At 67.5% G+C, this 16,097-nt stretch carries 16 protein-coding genes; 7 read left to right on the plus strand and 9 right to left on the minus strand.

Annotated elements, in window-relative coordinates:
- Nucleotides 1–2 precede the first annotated feature (2 nt).
- The 7 genes from OHA70_RS04885 to OHA70_RS04915 form a co-directional block, all read right to left on the minus strand.
- Nucleotides 3–842: a carbon-nitrogen hydrolase family protein gene (locus OHA70_RS04885; protein WP_328328983.1), complete on the minus strand. Its 840-nt coding sequence runs from the start codon at nt 840–842 to the stop codon at nt 3–5.
- Nucleotides 839–2,230 (minus strand): MSMEG_0567/sll0787 family protein, encoded by a 1,392-nt coding sequence (locus OHA70_RS04890; RefSeq protein WP_328328985.1) that lies wholly within the window; start codon nt 2,228–2,230, stop codon nt 839–841. Before OHA70_RS04890 ends, OHA70_RS04885 begins: the two co-directional genes overlap by 4 nt.
- The gene (locus tag OHA70_RS04895; RefSeq protein WP_328328987.1) at nt 2,227–3,297 is read right to left on the minus strand and encodes an MSMEG_0568 family radical SAM protein; all 1,071 of its coding nucleotides are present in this window, start codon (nt 3,295–3,297) and stop codon (nt 2,227–2,229) included. The genes OHA70_RS04890 and OHA70_RS04895 overlap by 4 nt, the downstream gene beginning before the upstream one ends.
- Before the next feature lie 10 nt (nt 3,298–3,307).
- On the minus strand, nt 3,308–3,829 hold the full coding sequence (locus OHA70_RS04900) for an MSMEG_0572/Sll0783 family nitrogen starvation response protein (RefSeq protein WP_328328989.1): 522 nt from the start codon (nt 3,827–3,829) through the stop codon (nt 3,308–3,310).
- Between the two features lie 15 nt (nt 3,830–3,844).
- Nucleotides 3,845–4,663 carry an amidohydrolase family protein gene (locus OHA70_RS04905; protein WP_328328991.1) on the minus strand — a complete coding sequence of 273 codons (819 nt, stop codon included), beginning with the start codon at nt 4,661–4,663 and terminating at the stop codon, nt 3,845–3,847.
- 10 nt (nt 4,664–4,673) lie between these two features.
- The gene (locus tag OHA70_RS04910; RefSeq protein WP_328328993.1) at nt 4,674–5,969 is read right to left on the minus strand and encodes an MSMEG_0569 family flavin-dependent oxidoreductase; all 1,296 of its coding nucleotides are present in this window, start codon (nt 5,967–5,969) and stop codon (nt 4,674–4,676) included.
- 155 nt (nt 5,970–6,124) lie between these two features.
- Nucleotides 6,125–7,747: an AMP-binding protein gene (locus tag OHA70_RS04915; RefSeq protein WP_328328995.1), complete on the minus strand. Its 1,623-nt coding sequence runs from the start codon at nt 7,745–7,747 to the stop codon at nt 6,125–6,127.
- A 224-nt stretch (nt 7,748–7,971) separates the two neighbouring features.
- On the opposite strand from OHA70_RS04915, the gene OHA70_RS04920 reads away from it, so the two are divergent.
- A complete protein-coding gene (locus OHA70_RS04920) occupies nt 7,972–9,435 on the plus strand; it encodes a restriction endonuclease (protein WP_328328997.1) in 1,464 nt (487 codons plus the stop codon).
- Here OHA70_RS04920 and OHA70_RS04925 read toward each other — a convergent pair.
- Complete coding sequence (locus tag OHA70_RS04925) at nt 9,428–10,369, minus strand: DUF6454 family protein (RefSeq protein WP_328328999.1); 942 nt, start codon at nt 10,367–10,369, stop codon at nt 9,428–9,430. The two genes, OHA70_RS04920 and OHA70_RS04925, sit on opposite strands and share 8 nt — an antisense overlap.
- Nucleotides 10,370–10,396: 27 nt before the next feature.
- On the opposite strand from OHA70_RS04925, the gene OHA70_RS04930 reads away from it, so the two are divergent.
- The 5 genes from OHA70_RS04930 (at nt 10,397) to OHA70_RS04950 (ending at nt 14,413) form a co-directional block, all read left to right on the plus strand.
- Complete coding sequence (locus OHA70_RS04930; RefSeq protein ID WP_328329002.1) at nt 10,397–11,020, plus strand: SIMPL domain-containing protein; 624 nt, start codon at nt 10,397–10,399, stop codon at nt 11,018–11,020.
- Between the two features lie 63 nt (nt 11,021–11,083).
- Nucleotides 11,084–11,854 carry a hypothetical protein gene (locus OHA70_RS04935; RefSeq protein ID WP_328329004.1) on the plus strand — a complete coding sequence of 257 codons (771 nt, stop codon included), beginning with the start codon at nt 11,084–11,086 and terminating at the stop codon, nt 11,852–11,854.
- Nucleotides 11,855–11,932: 78 nt separating this feature from the next.
- A complete protein-coding gene (locus tag OHA70_RS04940; protein ID WP_328329006.1) occupies nt 11,933–13,168 on the plus strand; it encodes an Nramp family divalent metal transporter in 1,236 nt (411 codons plus the stop codon).
- 7 nt (nt 13,169–13,175) lie between these two features.
- The gene (locus tag OHA70_RS04945) at nt 13,176–13,967 is read left to right on the plus strand and encodes a metallophosphoesterase (RefSeq protein ID WP_328329009.1); all 792 of its coding nucleotides are present in this window, start codon (nt 13,176–13,178) and stop codon (nt 13,965–13,967) included.
- Nucleotides 13,968–14,035: 68 nt separating this feature from the next.
- Complete coding sequence (locus OHA70_RS04950) at nt 14,036–14,413, plus strand: DUF427 domain-containing protein (RefSeq protein WP_328329012.1); 378 nt, start codon at nt 14,036–14,038, stop codon at nt 14,411–14,413.
- On the opposite strand, the gene OHA70_RS04955 is transcribed toward OHA70_RS04950, so the two are convergent.
- A complete protein-coding gene (locus OHA70_RS04955; protein WP_328329014.1) occupies nt 14,400–15,182 on the minus strand; it encodes an alpha/beta fold hydrolase in 783 nt (260 codons plus the stop codon). The two genes, OHA70_RS04950 and OHA70_RS04955, sit on opposite strands and share 14 nt — an antisense overlap.
- An 80-nt stretch (nt 15,183–15,262) precedes the next feature.
- Between OHA70_RS04955 and OHA70_RS04960 the strand changes: the two genes are divergently transcribed.
- Nucleotides 15,263–16,060, plus strand: coding sequence for a GNAT family N-acetyltransferase (locus OHA70_RS04960; RefSeq protein ID WP_328329016.1), 798 nt, complete (start codon nt 15,263–15,265; stop codon nt 16,058–16,060).
- The last annotated feature ends 37 nt before the right edge of the window (nt 16,061–16,097 follow it).

Consider the following 16,097-nt stretch of genomic DNA (forward strand, 5'->3'; position numbering starts at 1 on the left):
CCTCAGGTCCGTACTAGCTCGGGCGTCCCGTACGTCTCCGGGCGGCGGTCGCGGAGGTGACCCATGGATCTGCGCGCCTGCTCCAACGCCGCTTCGACGTCCAGCTCGGCAATCGCCATGCCTTCGGTGATGCCGGTGTCGGCGATGATCTCGCCGCCGGGGTCGACGATCTTGGCGCTCGCGACGAAACGGAGTGCGCCGAACATACCGGACTGATTCGCGGACAGCCAGACGACCTGGTTCTCCAGCGCGCGGGCGCGGTCGAACAGGTCAAAGCGGCGCTTCCAGCGGTCCTTGGCGAGATCGGGATCCGGGTTCGTCCGGGCACCCGGCCACGCGGAGACGCAGGCGATGATCTGAGCGCCATCCATCGCGAGCGTCCGTGCCGCCTCGGGGAACGCCTTGTCGTAACAGATCATCATCCCGAGCCGCCCGACCGGCGTATCGAACGCCTCGAACCGATCACCAGCCGCGTAGTGCGCGTCCTCCTGCAGCGGTTGGTGCACCTTGCGGTGATGGCCGAGGACGCCGTCGCCGTTGACGCAGACCGCGCTGTTGTAGATCAGCCCGCCGTCGGCTTCGGCGTACCCGGCGATGACCGTCAGATCACCAGCGAGCGTTGCCAGCCTGGAGATCTCGTTGCTGTTGAGGGCGAAGGCGGGCGGGGAGTCCGCAGTACCGTCGAGGCTGAGGAGGTAGCCGCCGAGGGCGCCTTCCGGGAGGGCGAGGAGTTGTACACCGGCCGCCCGCGCTTCGGCGATCAGCCGCGCGATGCGTTGGAAGTCCGCTTCGAGGTCACGGTCGAAGTTGGCAGCGACGGCCGCCATCCGCAGGGTGGTCATGCCGCTCCCATTCCGGTCACCCCGGCGGGGATGACCTCGGTGATCTCGCCGTCCGGCCAACGCAGGCTCACGCCCTGGCCTTCGGTGAGCTGTCCGCAGACGTGGCTCTCGGCAGGGCCGGCGTCGAGTTCCTGCGGCCCGGCGGTGAGCATCGCGAAGCCGGGAAAGCAGGTCAGCCAGTCACCCATCGATGCGGTTGCTGGCTTAGGTACGTCGGCGACGTCGAGGACCGCTCCACAACCGCTGGCCTCGGCAAGCATCCCGAGCGTCCCGACGATCCCCGCCATCGACACGTCCTTCGCCGCCTTGGGTTTGGCTCTGCCCACGGCCTTCACCATCGTCCGCAGCTCTTCACTACTCCGGTGACTGGTCGAATCCCATTGCCTGCCCGCATATCCGGGCCGCCAACCGCCACCAAGATCAGCAGTCAACCTGACTGCATCTCCAGCCGTGCCGCCACCGCCAGGTACCGGCTGTTCTGCTTTGCCGAGCGCGGTGACACTCAAAGCAGCCGGTACGCCGAACTGCGTATGCCCACCCAAAACCGGCACCCCGTAAGCCTGCGCAGCCTGCCTAAGCCCACTAAGTATCCGCGTCGCAAACGCACTGTCCCGCGCCCCGATCGAATCCAACAACCCCACCGGCGTCGCACCCATCGCGGCCAAGTCGTTCACGTTGACCAGTACGGAACACCACCCGGCCCACTCCGGATCCCGCTCCACCATCGCCGGCACGATCGCATCACAAGCCGCCACCAAATCACTCCCCGGCACCGGAGCCCCGTCATCCCCCACAAACCCGTCCGGCCCAATCCCCTGCAGCAACTCCCCCAACTCACTCTTAGTCGCCTCGACCAACCGCTGCACCCGCCCAATCGGCCACCGCATCAACACATGCGGCACCCCTGCAACCTGGACTGGCCGAACCGTCTCCCACCCCAACCGCTGAAAGAACCTGTACGTCCCGGTCTGGACAGTCGCCTCAAACCGCAACACCCCCGCTCCTTCAGCCCATGCGCAAGCCGCCCTCACCAGCGCTGCCCCCACACCGTTCTGCGTACGAGAGCCGACTACCAGACGACCGCCCTGCCACCAACCCACGTCTGGGCCTGGCATGGTCGGGCCCAGCCGAACCCCACCGATCACTGCACCAGCTGGGTCCTTGGCGACCAGGACTACTGTGCGTGAGTCTTCATCTCGTTCGTCCAGATCGCTGCCGGCGAACAGGCCTTGGTCGTGGACGAAGGCCTGCTGCCTCAGCGCGCGGTAGGCAGCCAGATCGTTGCCGGCAGCCACTTCGATGAGGAAGGCCGGCGGCGGATCGCCCAACAGCGCGCAGACATCCGCGGCCCGCCGAACGCCGGTCGTCTGTACTACTGGCGTGATCATGCGCCGGCCGCCGACAAGAGACTGCAGGCTCCGCAGGCGGCGCAGCCGGCGCCTTGGTCTGCCCCTTGCATCTCGGCTGTCTTCAGGAGGGCGGCGACTCGGGCGGTGATGTCTTGGACCAGCCGGGGGTCGGGTGCGGTGACGCCGTCCAGGCGGGCGAGGGTGCCTAGCATCGGGCGGAGGGGGACTACGAAGGGGTAGATGCCGCGGGAGATGAGGTCGGCGGCGCCGGCTACCAGTTCGTCGGGGTCTTCGCCCATACCGATCAAGAGGTACGTCGAGACGCGGTTGCGGCCGAAGACCCGGACTGCCTCGTCCCAGGCGGCGTTGTACTCCGCCAGCGGCACCGTCGACTTGCCGGGCATCCAGCGGCGGCGGACGTCATCATCCAAGGACTCGACATGGATTCCGATCGAGGTCGCGCCCGCGGCGTACAGGTCGGTGATGACGGACAGCTCCCCCGGCGGCTCGATCTGGACCTGGATCGGCAACCCTGGAACGGCTTCCAGTACAGCCCGGACGCAACGGACCAGGTTGCGAGCACCACGATCCGGCCCAGTCGTCGTACCGGTGGTCATCACCATCTGGGTGACGCCGTCGAGGCGCACCGCAGCCTCGGCCACCTCCGCCAACTGGCGTGGTGTCTTGGCTGCGACGGTCGCGCCGCTGCGCAGTGACTCCTCGATCGAGCAGAAGCGGCAACGCGTCGATTCGTCGTACCGGATGCAGGTCTGGACGACGGTCGTGGCCAAGACGTCCTTCCCGTGCAACAAAGCGATCTGCTGGTACGGAACGCCGTCCGCCGTCGTCAGGTCGTAGAAGCGCGGCCGACGGACCGGCTCGACGGACAGGCCGAGGCTGAGTCCGTTGCGGTACACCCCACCGTCCCGTACCTGGTAGGGGCTGTCAGCAACGATGGGGAGGGTGGCGTTGGCACCGTCGACGACCAGGTGCCCGTCGTCGCTCGGGCCGGCGCCCTTGCTGCGGCGGACCGGGGCGTCCACCTGAACGCCGTACACGGCCATCTCGGCCCGGGCCGCCAGGGCTTCTTCGGTGCCAACGCTCATAGCCAACCCCTCAGAACATGTACGTCGAGTTGATGATGGCGCCCTTGCGGGCGTAGTGGATCAGCGCGTCCTGGACGTCGAGCGGGTGCGTCGGGATGACGCCCTCGATCAGGTCCTCCTCGCGCGCTCCGTGCAGCGACAGCCCGAACCGGCAGCAGTAGACCTTGCCGCCCTCGGCGATGAACGTCTTCAGCGACTCGTTGATGTTATGCTCGCCTGGGAACGCGGAGTTGCCGGTGGTCGGAAAACCCCGCGTCGCCAGGCAGTTCAGCGACCCGGGACCGTAGAAGTAGATCGCCGACTCGAAGCCCTTGCGCTGTGCCCGGGTTGCCTGCAGGATCGCGACGAAGCTCACCGACGACTCGTGGGCGATGCCGTGCACCAGGGTGAAGTACGTCTCGCCGTCCTCGGCCTGGTAGTCGGGGAAGACCTTCGTACCGCCGTAGATGCTCGACCCCTCCGCCAGCGACGGGTGCGGGATCTCCTGCAGGCTCTTGGTCTCGAGGTCGGTCAGTTCGGCCAGTTCGGGCATTGGTGCTCCTCAGGGTCAGTCGTAGAGATGGTTGAAGGTGTGGTGGAAAACGTGGTCGCCGAGCTCGCCGTCGCCCATCGCGGCGCGCACCTTGGCGTACTCGCCGGCGTGGTCGCCCCAGGGCTGGTCGCTGGCGAACAGCACCCGGTCGTGGCCGATACCGCGCCGCTCGATCTCGGCGGCCAGCCAGGCCGGGGCGAAACCGATCGCCCAGGACAGATCGGTGTAGACGCGCTTGCCCGACTCGATCCAGTCGAAGAAACGCGAGCCGATCAGCTTGATGTGCCCACTCATCCCGCCGCCGAAGTGGACGAGATGCAGCGGCACCTGGTCGGCGTACGTCTCGACCAGCAGACCGATGTGGTCGATGTCGGACGCGGCGCCGGGTGAGGTGTGGACGTGAACGACGAGGCCGTTTCGCCTTGCTGTCTTGAAGATCTCGTCCAGTTGCGGCCGGACCTCCTCGTCAGCCGGATGACCGCCGAGCAGGAAACTCAACTTCAGCGCCCGTACGCCGGGCTCGGTCGCCAACGTGAGCGCCTTGGCCGTCAACTCGGCGTCCTGTGGTCGCGGCGAGACCCACAGGCCGGCCCGGATCCGGTCATCGCGACCAGCCGCCTCGACCACGAGCTCGTTGAACCCGAAGGAGACCGCGACATCCGGTACGCCGTAGTTGGGGATCACCAATGCGCGTTCGGTGCCCTCGGCATCGAGATCGGCGAGCAACTCGTCGATGGTGGCGCGGGCGGTGAGGTCCGGGTTGACCGGCGGGCCGCCGTAGAAGGGGTAGGCCGGCAGGACTCCGAGATGCCGGTGCGCGTCGTTTGTCGACATGTCTATTGCCCTACGCAACCGTCTTCTGGGAGCGCGGCAAACCGGCGATCCAGCGAACGCCGGCCTGCATCCGGCGCTGGACGATCTGCTCGGCCAGGTACGCCGCGTCGGCCGCGACCCCGCCGAAGCGGCCGGACCCCCAGGTGTGCTGCCAGGGCAGGCCGACGAAGTACAGGCCGGGGACGCTCGTCACGCCACGGTGATGCGTCGGATAGCCGCGACCATCGAAGACCGGGACGCGGATCCAGCCGTCATCGCGGCTGAAGCCGGTGCTCCACACCACAGCACCGATCCCTTGCAGGCTGAGGGTTTCGGGTTCTACGACTGGCTCCCAAACGGGCTGATAGCGAGCCTCAACCGGCGCCTGGATGGCTTTGGAGGTGATGAAGGCGTCGATCGAGTCCTTGATACCTTCGGAGACCGCGTCGGCATGATCGAGGTTGGCGCGGAGATCCGGCTTCAACCTCAGACTGCCGGCCTGTACGTCGATCAGCCGGCCGTAGAGCTTCATGCCCTCGAGGGCGAACCGGCGCAGGTCGATGTCGCGCCCGCCGTCCCGCCCGGTGACATAGTGGTTGACCCGGAACCGTACGGCGTCGACGTCGTCGAACTCGTCGATTCCCTTGGCGTAGTAGCCCATCTCGTCGAGCCAGGCGACGACGTCCTTCCCGCGATAGACCCGTGCCACCCGCGGCGCCGACCCCGTCACCAGATGTACCGTCCGGCCGGCCAGATGAAGATCCTCAGCGATCTGGCAACCGGACTGCCCGGTACCGACCACGAGAACCTCGCCCGGCTCCAGCTGCTCAGGGTTCCGGTACTGCGATGAGTGGAGCTGCTGCAGGTTGGCCGGCAACCGCTCGGCGAAGCGCGGGATCTTCGGTCGTTGGTACGGCCCGGTCGCGAGCACCACCTGGTCGGCCGTCACGGTCGCCGTGTCCGTCGTCAGCTGGAAGCCTTGCGAAGACTGCTCCAAACCCGTCGCCCGGACGCCTTCGGCCAGCGGTACGTCGAACGAGTGCGCATACGACTCCAGGTAGGCCACGATCTCGTCGCGGAGCATGAAGCCGTCGGCATGCGGTCCGGAGTACGGGAAGCCTGGAAGGCGGCACTGCCAGTTGGGAGTGACCAGGCAGAAGGAGTCCCAGCGGCGGTTGCGCCACTCGCTGCCGACCCGATCGGCTTCGAGGACGACGTGGTCGAGGCCGCGGGACGTCAGCTCCCAACTGGTTGCCAGGCCGCCCTGGCCGCCGCCGATGATGACCGCCGGGTAGTGCGCGCCTTCGCGAAGACTGACCTGCGGCATGTCGGCTCCCGGGGATTCGGTACGGCCTGGATGTCATCCAGTGAAGAACCGCCCGATTGCCGCACGATTGCCCCCGGAACAAACTCCCGTTTCCGAATCGCCCCCGCAGGTTTCGCGTGGGTAACCACGATCTCTCAGCAGACAGCGCGCGCTGGCTACTTCAGTCCGAGCAGCTCGAGCGACTTCTCGCGCATCTCGATCTTCCGGATCTTGCCGGTGACGGTCATCGGGAACTCGTCCACCAGCAGGACGTAGCGCGGGATCTTGTAGTGGGCGAGCTTGCCGGTGGCGAACTCCTTCACACCCGCTGCATCCAGGGGCGCCGCGCCGTCCTTGAGTTTGATCCAGGCGCAGAGCTCCTCGCCGTACCGGTCGTCCGGTACGCCGATCACCTGTACGTCGGCGATATCCGGGTGGGTGTAGAGGAACTCCTCGATCTCCCGCGGGTACACGTTCTCGCCGCCGCGGATCACCATGTCCTTGATCCGGCCGACGATGTTGACGTACCCGTCGTCACGCATCTCGGCCAGGTCGCCGGTGTGCATCCAGCGCGCCTGGTCGATCGCTTCGGCGGTCTTCTCCGGCTCGTCCCAGTAGCCGAGCATCACGGAGTACCCACGGGTGCACAGCTCGCCCGGCTCACCTCGCGGTACGACGAGCCCGGTCGCCGGATCGACCAGCTTCACCTCGACATGCGGCATCACCCGGCCTACGGTCGACGTCCGCCGATCCAGATCGTCGTCACGGCGGGTCTGCGTGGATACCGGCGAGGTCTCGGTCATGCCGTAGCAGATCGCCACCTCGGCCATGTGCATGTCGGCGACACAACGCTTCATCACCTCGACCGGGCAGGGCGAGCCGGCCATCACGCCGGTGCGCAGTGAGGTCAGGTCGTACGAGGCGAAGTCGGGCAGCCCGAGCTCGGCGATGAACATCGTCGGTACGCCGTACAGCCCCGTGCACCGCTCGTCCTGAACCGCCCGCAGGGTCGCCGCCGGATCGAAGGCCGGCCCCGGAATGACCATGCATGAGCCGTGCGTCGTGCAGCCGAGATTCGCCATCACCATGCCGAAGCAGTGGTAAAAGGGCACCGGGATGCACAGCCGGTCGTCCGGCCCGAAGCCGATCGTCTCGGTGACGAAGTACCCGTTGTTGAGAATGTTGTGATGGCTGAGCGTCGCGCCCTTGGGGAAGCCGGTCGTCCCCGACGTGTACTGGATGTTGATCGCGTCGTCGAAGCTCAACTCGCTCGCGCGCTCGTCCAACTGCTCCCGGCTGACCTGCCCGGCCGCCTCGACGACGGCGTTCCAGTCCGGCGTACCGATGTAGACGACAGCTTCGAGCGCAGCACAGTCCGGCCGTACCTCGTCGACCATCCGCTGGTAGTCGCTGGTCTTGAACTCCGTCGCCGAGATCAGCAGCTTCACCCCCGACTGATTGAGCGCATAGGCCAGCTCATGCGTCCGGTACGCCGGATTGATGTTGACCAAGATCGCCCCGATAGCCGCCGTCGCGTACTGCGTGATCGTCCACTCAGCACAGTTAGGCGCCCAGATCCCAACCCGATCCCCCTTGGCAATCCCCCGCCCCATCAACCCCCGGGCAAACTCATCCACGACCGCCCCGAACTCGGCATAAGTCCACCGCCGCCCACTGACGACCTCGACCATCGCCTCCCGGTCGCCGTACTCCGCAACCGTCCGTCTCAGGTTCTGCCCAATCGTTTCCCCCAGCAACGGAACCGCAGAAACCCCAGACGCATACGAAGGCACACTCATCCCGCCATCGTGACCCGCAACCGCTCGGTCCGACAAGACGACACCGGGAGTCGCGCAGAGTTACCGCCCAGCGGACGTTCCGGCGGGTGAACACGGTGCGTTTGCAGGTGCACTTGCAGGAGGAAACAAGGGGTGGACGGCAAGCAATGTCCTTGCCAACTCTCCGTCATGTTGGTCGCGGAGCGTGGTTGGGCGGTTACCTTTGAGGTGAGAGGTGTGAGGCGATGGGCCGAACCGGTGATGGTTACGCCCGCAGCGACCGGCCGCCCGGGCGTACCGCCGAGGCGGCACAACGTACCGCTGCGGTGGAGGAGCGCGTCCTGGAACTGGGCGGGATCCTGGCCGGCGCACTCGCGATCGATGTCCATGGCACCGATCTGCAGACCCTCAAGCGGGCGCCTCGACGGGCGCCGCCGACGGTGCCGGCTGCTGATCTCGCGGCGCGTCCCGGACCTGTCTGGGACGCGTTCCTGCCCCCACGGCTGGGACGGTTCCGCTGGTGGGGCACCGAACGCCGGTACGCGCGGCGGCTGGCCGAGGCCGAGGACAGGTTCGCCGAGGCCATCGACCGGCACCGGGCGGCCGAGGACACCAGGCGTGAGCGGGTGACGCGTGCCGTCAGGGAGCAGGCCGAGCAGCAGCGCCGGCTGGACGAGGCGACCGAAGAGCAGCACGCCCGCATCGACGCCTACCAGCGCGCCGTCGAGAACCACGACCGCGAGGCAGTCAGCCGGTACTTCCGGAAGGCCCTCGAACGCGTCACCGAGCCGCCAGACTTCCCGCGCCGGCGCAGGGTCGGCTACGTGCCCGAGTCGACGCTGCTGGCGGTCGAGTGGGATCTCCCCGACCTCAGCGTCGTACCGGCTGAGGCGTCGTACCGCTACGACCGAGAGGTAGACGCGGTAGTCGCTGTGCCCCGGCCGGAGAAGGAAGTACGGCTGCTGTACCAGCAACTCGTTGCGCAGTTGGCCTTGCGGACCCTGCACCTGGTCTTCGGCAGCGACCGGTACAAGGTCGTCGACACCGTCGTCTTCAACGGCATGGTCGAGTCCGTGGACCTGCCGACCGGCCAGGCCGTCCGGCCATGCCTGATCACGCTCCGGGCCACCCGTGAGCAGTTCAAAGCCCTGGTACTCGACCAGTTGGATCCAGTTGCCTGCGTCCGCCACTACTTCGCTGCTGAGGTGTCCCGGCACCCAGAGGAACTCCAGCCGGTCGAACCGGTGCTGGACTTCGACCTGGCCGACCCGCGGACCATCAGAGCCGCAGACGTCATCAGCGAGATCGACAGCCGGCCGAACCTGCTGGAGCTCACCCCTGACGAGTTCGAGCATCTGGTGCACAACCTGCTGACCCGGATGGGCCTGGAGACGCGGTTGTTCCGTAGTGGCAACGACGGTGGCATCGATTGCGTCGCCTACGACCCCAGGCCGATCACCGGTGGCAAATTCGTCGTACAGGCCAAGCTCTACACGCGTACTGTCCCACCGTCGGCCGTACGGGACCTCTTCGGGACCGTGCTGGACGCCGGAGCCACCAAGGGCATCCTGATCACCACCAGTGGCTTCGGCCCGTCCAGCTACCAGTTCGCCAACGGGAAGCCACTGCAACTGATCGACGGCACCGGCCTGCTCGCCCTCTGCCATCAGCACGACATCCCTGCCCGAATCGTCCCGCGCGCTAGCTGATCGGGGACTCGTAGATCAGTAGCTCGGTACCGGTTGCGCCCTCACCGTCGTCGGGCGCAGTGAAGAGCCGCAGCTTAGTACCGTCGACCTCCAGCGCCACCGGGTTGCGGGTGACGGAGTGCCCGGCCGTGGAGTACGCCGCGAACGGGATCTCGTGCAGGATCCGGTTGTCGTCGTTGAGGTCGAGCAGTGTGAGCCCACCGAGCTCGAAGTTGCCACCTGTCTGCGTCTTGAGCCCAGTGACGCCGCCACACAGCTGCTTACTCCGCCCGACGTAGTCGCAGTCCTGGTAGTCCAGCAGGTGGCTCTGGTTGGGCTGCGCGTCCACCTGCTTGCCAGAGGCAGTCCAGGCATAAAGCGTCCGCGACCCCCAGCTCACCCCATGCACCAGCCCGGTACGCCGGTCCCGCACGACCCCGCCAACATGGTCCTTCACCCGGAACTGCTCCGTGACGCGATACGTGCGGGGGTTGATCTTGTAGACGATCGCCCGCGAGTTCGGCCGGTACTCCGCGGCCGGCACCCACACGTTCTCGCCGTCGTAGTCGATCCCGCCCGGGTGGTACACCGTGCCCTCGCCGACCCGAATGTCCTTCTTCAGGTTGCCCTGGCGGTCCAGCACGAACACATGCCCGATCCCCTTGCCCGGCGTCCGGTCGTACCCGTCCACCGGCACCGGATAGGGCACCGGGGCCTCCAGCACCTCGACACTCGACAGGTAGATCAGATCGCCCACCAGCGCGAACCCCTGCGGATGGTACGTCGGGAACTTCAACGGGATGCGAGCAACCTGCGTCCACGCCGTACTACGGGTCGTCGCCTCGAATGCCCGGGCAACCTTGTCATCGCGCCCGGCGGCGTCGGCGCCGACCACCGACAGGCCGGCCACCAGCACTCCGGCCAACACGCTCGCCACCAACGTCTTCCTACGCATCGTGGTTCTCCTGTCAGACTGGCTCGTATGGACTCTGGGATCACGGTGACCGGGACCGGGCAGGCTACTGCGCCGGCGGATCTACTGCGGCTGACTTTGAGTGTCGGTCATGACGCGGCCGATGTGGCGGCCGCGGTCGCACAAGTAGCCGAGAAGACCGATGCTGTTCATGCTGCATTGAGTGCGCTGGGGGTCGAGGCGAAGGACATCGAGACCAGCACGGTCAACGTCTACCCGCAGTACAGGGACTCGATGAAGGTGGCGAGCTATCGCGCGTCGCACTCGATCACCGTGACGACCCGGAACCTGACCGGGTTCGGTGACCTACTGAACGCCGCGGTCGATGCGGTGGGCAACGATCTCGGGATGGAAGGGCTGAACTTCGACGTCGCCGACAAGCGGCCGCTGCTGGACCAGGCGCGGCAACTCGCCTTCGCCCAGGCCCGTGAGAAGGCCGCCCAGCTGGCCGAGCTGGCCGGCCAGTCCCTCGGCTCCATCTCCGCCGTCACCGAAGGCTACGGCCACGGCCCGATCCCGTTGGTGATGGAGCAGTCGGCCAAGGCCTCCGGGGCCTACGACTCAAGCCTGTCGATCACCCCTGGCGAGCAGACCGTCCAACTCTCCCTCGACGTCCGGTGGAACTGGGCCTGACACGTTGCACAAAGCTGCAAAATGGCGGGCACCAGGTTTGCGGGGCAATACAGTCGTTCCACCATGGTGAACACTCGATCCTTCCTGTCCCTTGTCCTCGCTGCCGGACTCGCCACCACGCTGGCCGCCTGCAACGACAAATCCGACAAGGCCGCGACGCCGCCGAGCACGAGCACGTCCTCGACCCCGCCGCCGAGCAGCACGCCGGCGCCGACGACCCCGTCGGTCACCCAGTCGGCCCCGGTGCCGGTCCCCGCGGCGCGAACCAAGGCGGACCTGACCAAGGCGCTGCTGGTGCTGGCAGACCTCCCGTCGGGGTTCTCCGTCGATACCTCCGGCGATGAGGAGGACGGAACCAAGCTGTCCTCGACCGATGCCCGCTGCAAGGACCTGGTGCTGCTCTTCAACGCCGAGACCCCGCCCGGCGCGAAGGTCATCGCGAAACGCTCGTACACCGGCGGTCAGCAGGGCCCGTTCTTCGACGAGGAACTGGACGCGATGGGCTCGACCGCCGCGGCCAACGCGCTGCTCAACCGCACCAAGGCGGCGGTCAAGGGCTGCAAGACGGCCAAGCTGACCGTCCCCGGCGCCGGCACCTCGACGGTCGAGGTCAGCGAGATGTCGGTACCGAAGGCGGGCACCAACCCGGTCGGCGGCCGGTTCACCGCCAGTGGCGGGCCGCTGGACGGCGCCGAAGTGCTCTTCGCCTTCACCGGGATCGGCGACGTCGTGCTCGCGATGAGCTTCGACGCCCCAGACGTCCTGGACGGAGCGCTCGGCGACGCGGCTGCCAAGGCGACCAAGGTGCTCGGCACGGCCAAGACCGGTACCTGAGCAGGCCGTCTCAGATTGAGACGACTCTCCTACGCTTGCGCAGATGACGGAACGGGGTCCGGTACCTAAGGTCGAGCCATGTACGCACCGGCTCCGCTGAGACGACAACTGAACCGTTCGGGTCTGTTGTTGCTCGGTCCCGCCTTCGTGGCGGCGGTCGCGTACGTCGATCCGGGCAACTTCGCCACCAACATCGCCGCGGGCGCGACGTACGGGTATCTGCTCTGCTGGGTCGTGGTCGGCGCCAACCTGATGGCCGTGCTGGTCCAGTACCTCGCGGCCAAGGCGAGCATCGCGACCGGGCTGACGTTGCCGCAGCTGTGCCGGGAGCACTTCAAGCGGTCCACCTCGACCGGGTTGTGGGCGCAGGCCGAGCTTGTCGCGGTCGCGACCGACCTGGCCGAGGTGGTGGGTGGGGCGATCGCGCTCAACCTGCTGTTCGGGATTCCGTTGCTGCTCGGTGGTGCGATCACCGGCGCGGTCTCGTTCGCCTTGCTGATCTACCAGTCGAAGCGCGGGCAGCGGCCGTTCGAGGCGGCGATCGTCGGGTTGCTGGCGGTGGTACTGGTCGGGTTCGTGGTGTCGACGTTCCAGTCGCATCCGTCCGCGTCGGGCGTGGTGGGCGGCCTGGTACCGCGCCTGGACGGCACCCAATCGATCGTGCTGGCCGCCGGAATGCTCGGCGCGACGGTGATGCCGCACGCGATTTGGTTGCACGGGGCCCTCGTCACGGACCGGCACTGGAAGTCGATCCGGTCTGCGAAGGGCAAGCAACGGGTGCTGCGCGCGACCCGGATGGACGTCGCGGTCGCGATGGCGCTGGCCGGTGCGGTCAACCTGGCGATGGTCGTGCTCGCGGCCGCCGCGCTGAAGGGCACCGGCGCCGACTCGCTCGACGCCGCGCACGCCGCGATCGGCGATCGGCTCGGTCATACGGCGGCATTGTTGTTCGCGCTCGCGCTGCTGGCGTCGGGCTTCGCGTCGTCCTCGGTCGGTACGTACGCCGGGTCGGTGATTCTCGAGGGGTTCTGGAAGCGTCACGTGCCGCTGGCGACGCGGCGACTCATCACGCTGGCTCCGGCGCTGATCATCCTGGCGATCGGGATCGACCCCAGTCGCGCGCTGGTCGTCTCGCAGGTCGTGCTGAGCTTCGGCATCCCGTGCGCGCTGTGGCCTTTGGTACGGCTCACAGCTTCCCGGCGCGTCATGGGTGACCTTGTCAACCGGTTGCCGACTACTCTCCTGGCATGCCTGGTAGCAACCGCCGTCACGGCCCTCAACGTCGTACTGATCGTGCTGACGCTGCGGGGGTGAACCGCGCGTGACCGCGAGCTATGCGGTCAGCGACATTCACGGTCACCCGGACAAGCTCGCCGCGGCGCTGCAGGAGGCCGGGCTGATCGACGCCGAGGGCAGCTGGTCGGACCAGGACGTCCGGCTGTGGTTCCTGGGCGACTTCTTCGACCGTGGGCCGGACGGCGTCGGCGTACTCGCGCTGGTCCGCCGGCTGGTGGCGCAGGCCGAGGCCGGTCAGGGCGAGGTCCGGGTGCTGCTCGGCAACCACGAGATCCTCGCGCTCGGGATGCGCAAGTTCGGTGACACGTTCGTACCGCACGAGGGCATCACGTCACGCAGCTTCGAGCGCAGCTGGGCGCTGAACGGCGGCCAGGACCGCGACCAGGAGCTGCTCACCGACGACGACGTCGCCTGGTTGCTGGACCGGCCGATGCTTGGACTGGACGCCGACCACCTGCTGATGCACTCCGACACCGAGGAGTACCTCGCCTGGGGTGACTCCATCGACGAGATCAACGCCAACGTCCGGACCGAGCTGCACAGCGACGAGATCACCATCTGGTGGGAGATCTGGCGCCGGATGACGTCGCGGTACGCGTTCCGCGGCGAGGCCGGCCCAGTGATCGCGGCCGAGCTGCTCGAACGGCTCGGCGGCCGCAGGATCGTGCACGGCCACAGCATCGTGGCCGACCAGCTCGGCATCGACCCGGCGTACCTGACCGGGCCGCTGCTGTACGCCGACGGCCTGGCGCTCGGCATCGACGGCGGCACCTTCGACGGCGGGCCCTGCCTGGTCGTCAAACTGCTGCCGGTCTGACGGAATGCCCCGGCGCCGGGGACGGTTGACGCCTGAAGTAGATGCCGCACGCCCTTGGGAGCTGAGCTATGTCTGACAAGCCGGTCAAGATTCCGGGTCCGGACCACCCGATCACGGTCGGGAAGAACCCGGACCGAGTGGTCGTCAAGATCGACGGCCGGGTGATCGCGGACAGCCGTGACGCGCTGTCGCTGCAGGAGGCCAACTACCCGGCCGCGCAGTACATCCCGCGCAAGGACGTCGACATGACGCTGTTGCAGCGGACCGACAACGAGACGTACTGCCCCTACAAGGGCGACGCCAACTACTTCAGCATCGTCCCCGGCGGCGAGCAGACCGTGAACGCCGTCTGGACCTACGAGCACCCGTACGACGCGGTGGCGGACATCCGCGACCACGTCGCCTTCTACCCGGACCGCGTCTCGATCGAGATCATCGCGGACTAAGGAACTCAGCTAGTACCGGCGCAAGAATTTCCGCCGGTACTACATGATGCTGCCCGTCGAGCTCGACGAGTCTCCCGTTCGGCACAGTCTTGGCGACGGCCCGCGCCGCCTCCATCATGAACGGCGGACTCGCCGACCCGGCGATCACCAGCGTGGGCTGCTGGAGTCCTTCGAGCAGGCTGACCGGTACGACTCCGCCCTTCGACGCGTGGTCCATGACGGCGAAGTCGTAGGCGAGCGTGTGCGCGACCTCGGCCATCCCGTACGTCTTCGCGTACTCCGCGGCCGCTTCCGGCGGCATGCCCGCCATGGTGAGGAAGGCTGCGACGGCCTCGACCCGGCGGCCTTCGGCAAGGAGGCGTAGTACGACGGCGCCGTCCTCGTCGGACTGTTGCAGCGACTCCTCGTCGTCCGGTCCGTACGGCGGCTCGTGCAACACGATCCGGGTGATCGGGAGGCTGCTGGCTGCCATCGCGACGAGCGCCGCGCCCGAGGAGTGCCCGTAGACGGCTGCGCTGCCGCCGACCGCGGCTATGAGCGCTTGGAGGTCCTGGATCTCGCGCGCGACGGAGTACGGGCTGGTGTCGGTGCTGTCGCCGCGGCCTCGGCGGTCGTACGTGATGACGGTGAAGTCCTGGGCGAGGGCTTCGGCATACGGTTGCATGCCGCTGCGGGTGGAGAGCGCTCCGTTGACCAGGATGACCGGCGTACCGGAGCCGAAGCGGTCGTAGGCGATCGTGGTGCCGTCTGCTGAGCGTGTGGTGTCCATACCGGTGACGTCGGAGCGGGGTCGGCGTACTCGACATATTTGGTTGCCGGTGAACCGGTGGGCTGCTTCACTGCGCGGTGATGACTTACCTCTCGAGAGTCGACGAGTACCTGCACGCGGTTCCGTTGTCCGGTGCTGAGGCGCTGGACGTGGGGCCGTTCACCTTGTTCCGGTCGACCACGATCTGGCCGTACTACGCCCGCCCGGTACCGGGGTCAGGTGCGACGGTGACCGCCGCCGACCTCTCAGAGCTCCGGGCTCGATGCGAGGAACTCAAGCTGCCACTGAGCCTGGAGTGGGTCGTCGAGACCTGCCCCTCGCTCGGGCCGGCCGCTGCCGAGGCTGGGCTGGAGGTGCACGAGTACCCGCTGCTCGTGCTCGAGCGGGCCGACTTCAAGCCCGCCACCACGGCTCTCGACTGCCAGATCCTCCCCGCCTCCCCCGACGTACTGCGCCAAGCCCGCGCAGTCGCCGACACGGCCTTCGGAACCCCCGGTACTGCGATCGCCGAAGGCGGCCCCGCGGAGCGTGACGCGACCGCCGCCGCCATCGCCGACGACAAGCTCGCAGCCCTGGTCGAACGGGCCAAGGCAGGCTACTCGATCACCGCCGGTGCCTCCGGCGACCAAGGCATCGTCGCCAGTGGCGTCCACCAACCCGTCGGCGACACCACCGAAATCGTCGGCGTGGCCACTCTGCCGGCCATGCGCCGCCAGGGTCTGGGCGCCGCGGTCACCAGCTGCCTGGTCGAGCACGCCTTCGCCAACGGGGTCGATCTCGTCCTGCTCTCCGCCGAGGACGACGCGGTCGCCGCGGTCTACGAGCGCGTCGGCTTCCGCCGGATCGGCCACGCCGGTGCCGCCGAACCCGCTGAATAACGACAAGAGTTGAGGCGGGAATCGTTGGGGTTGGGGT

The organism is Kribbella sp. NBC_00382 (assembly GCF_036067295.1).
Classification (GTDB): Bacteria; Actinomycetota; Actinomycetes; order Propionibacteriales; family Kribbellaceae; genus Kribbella.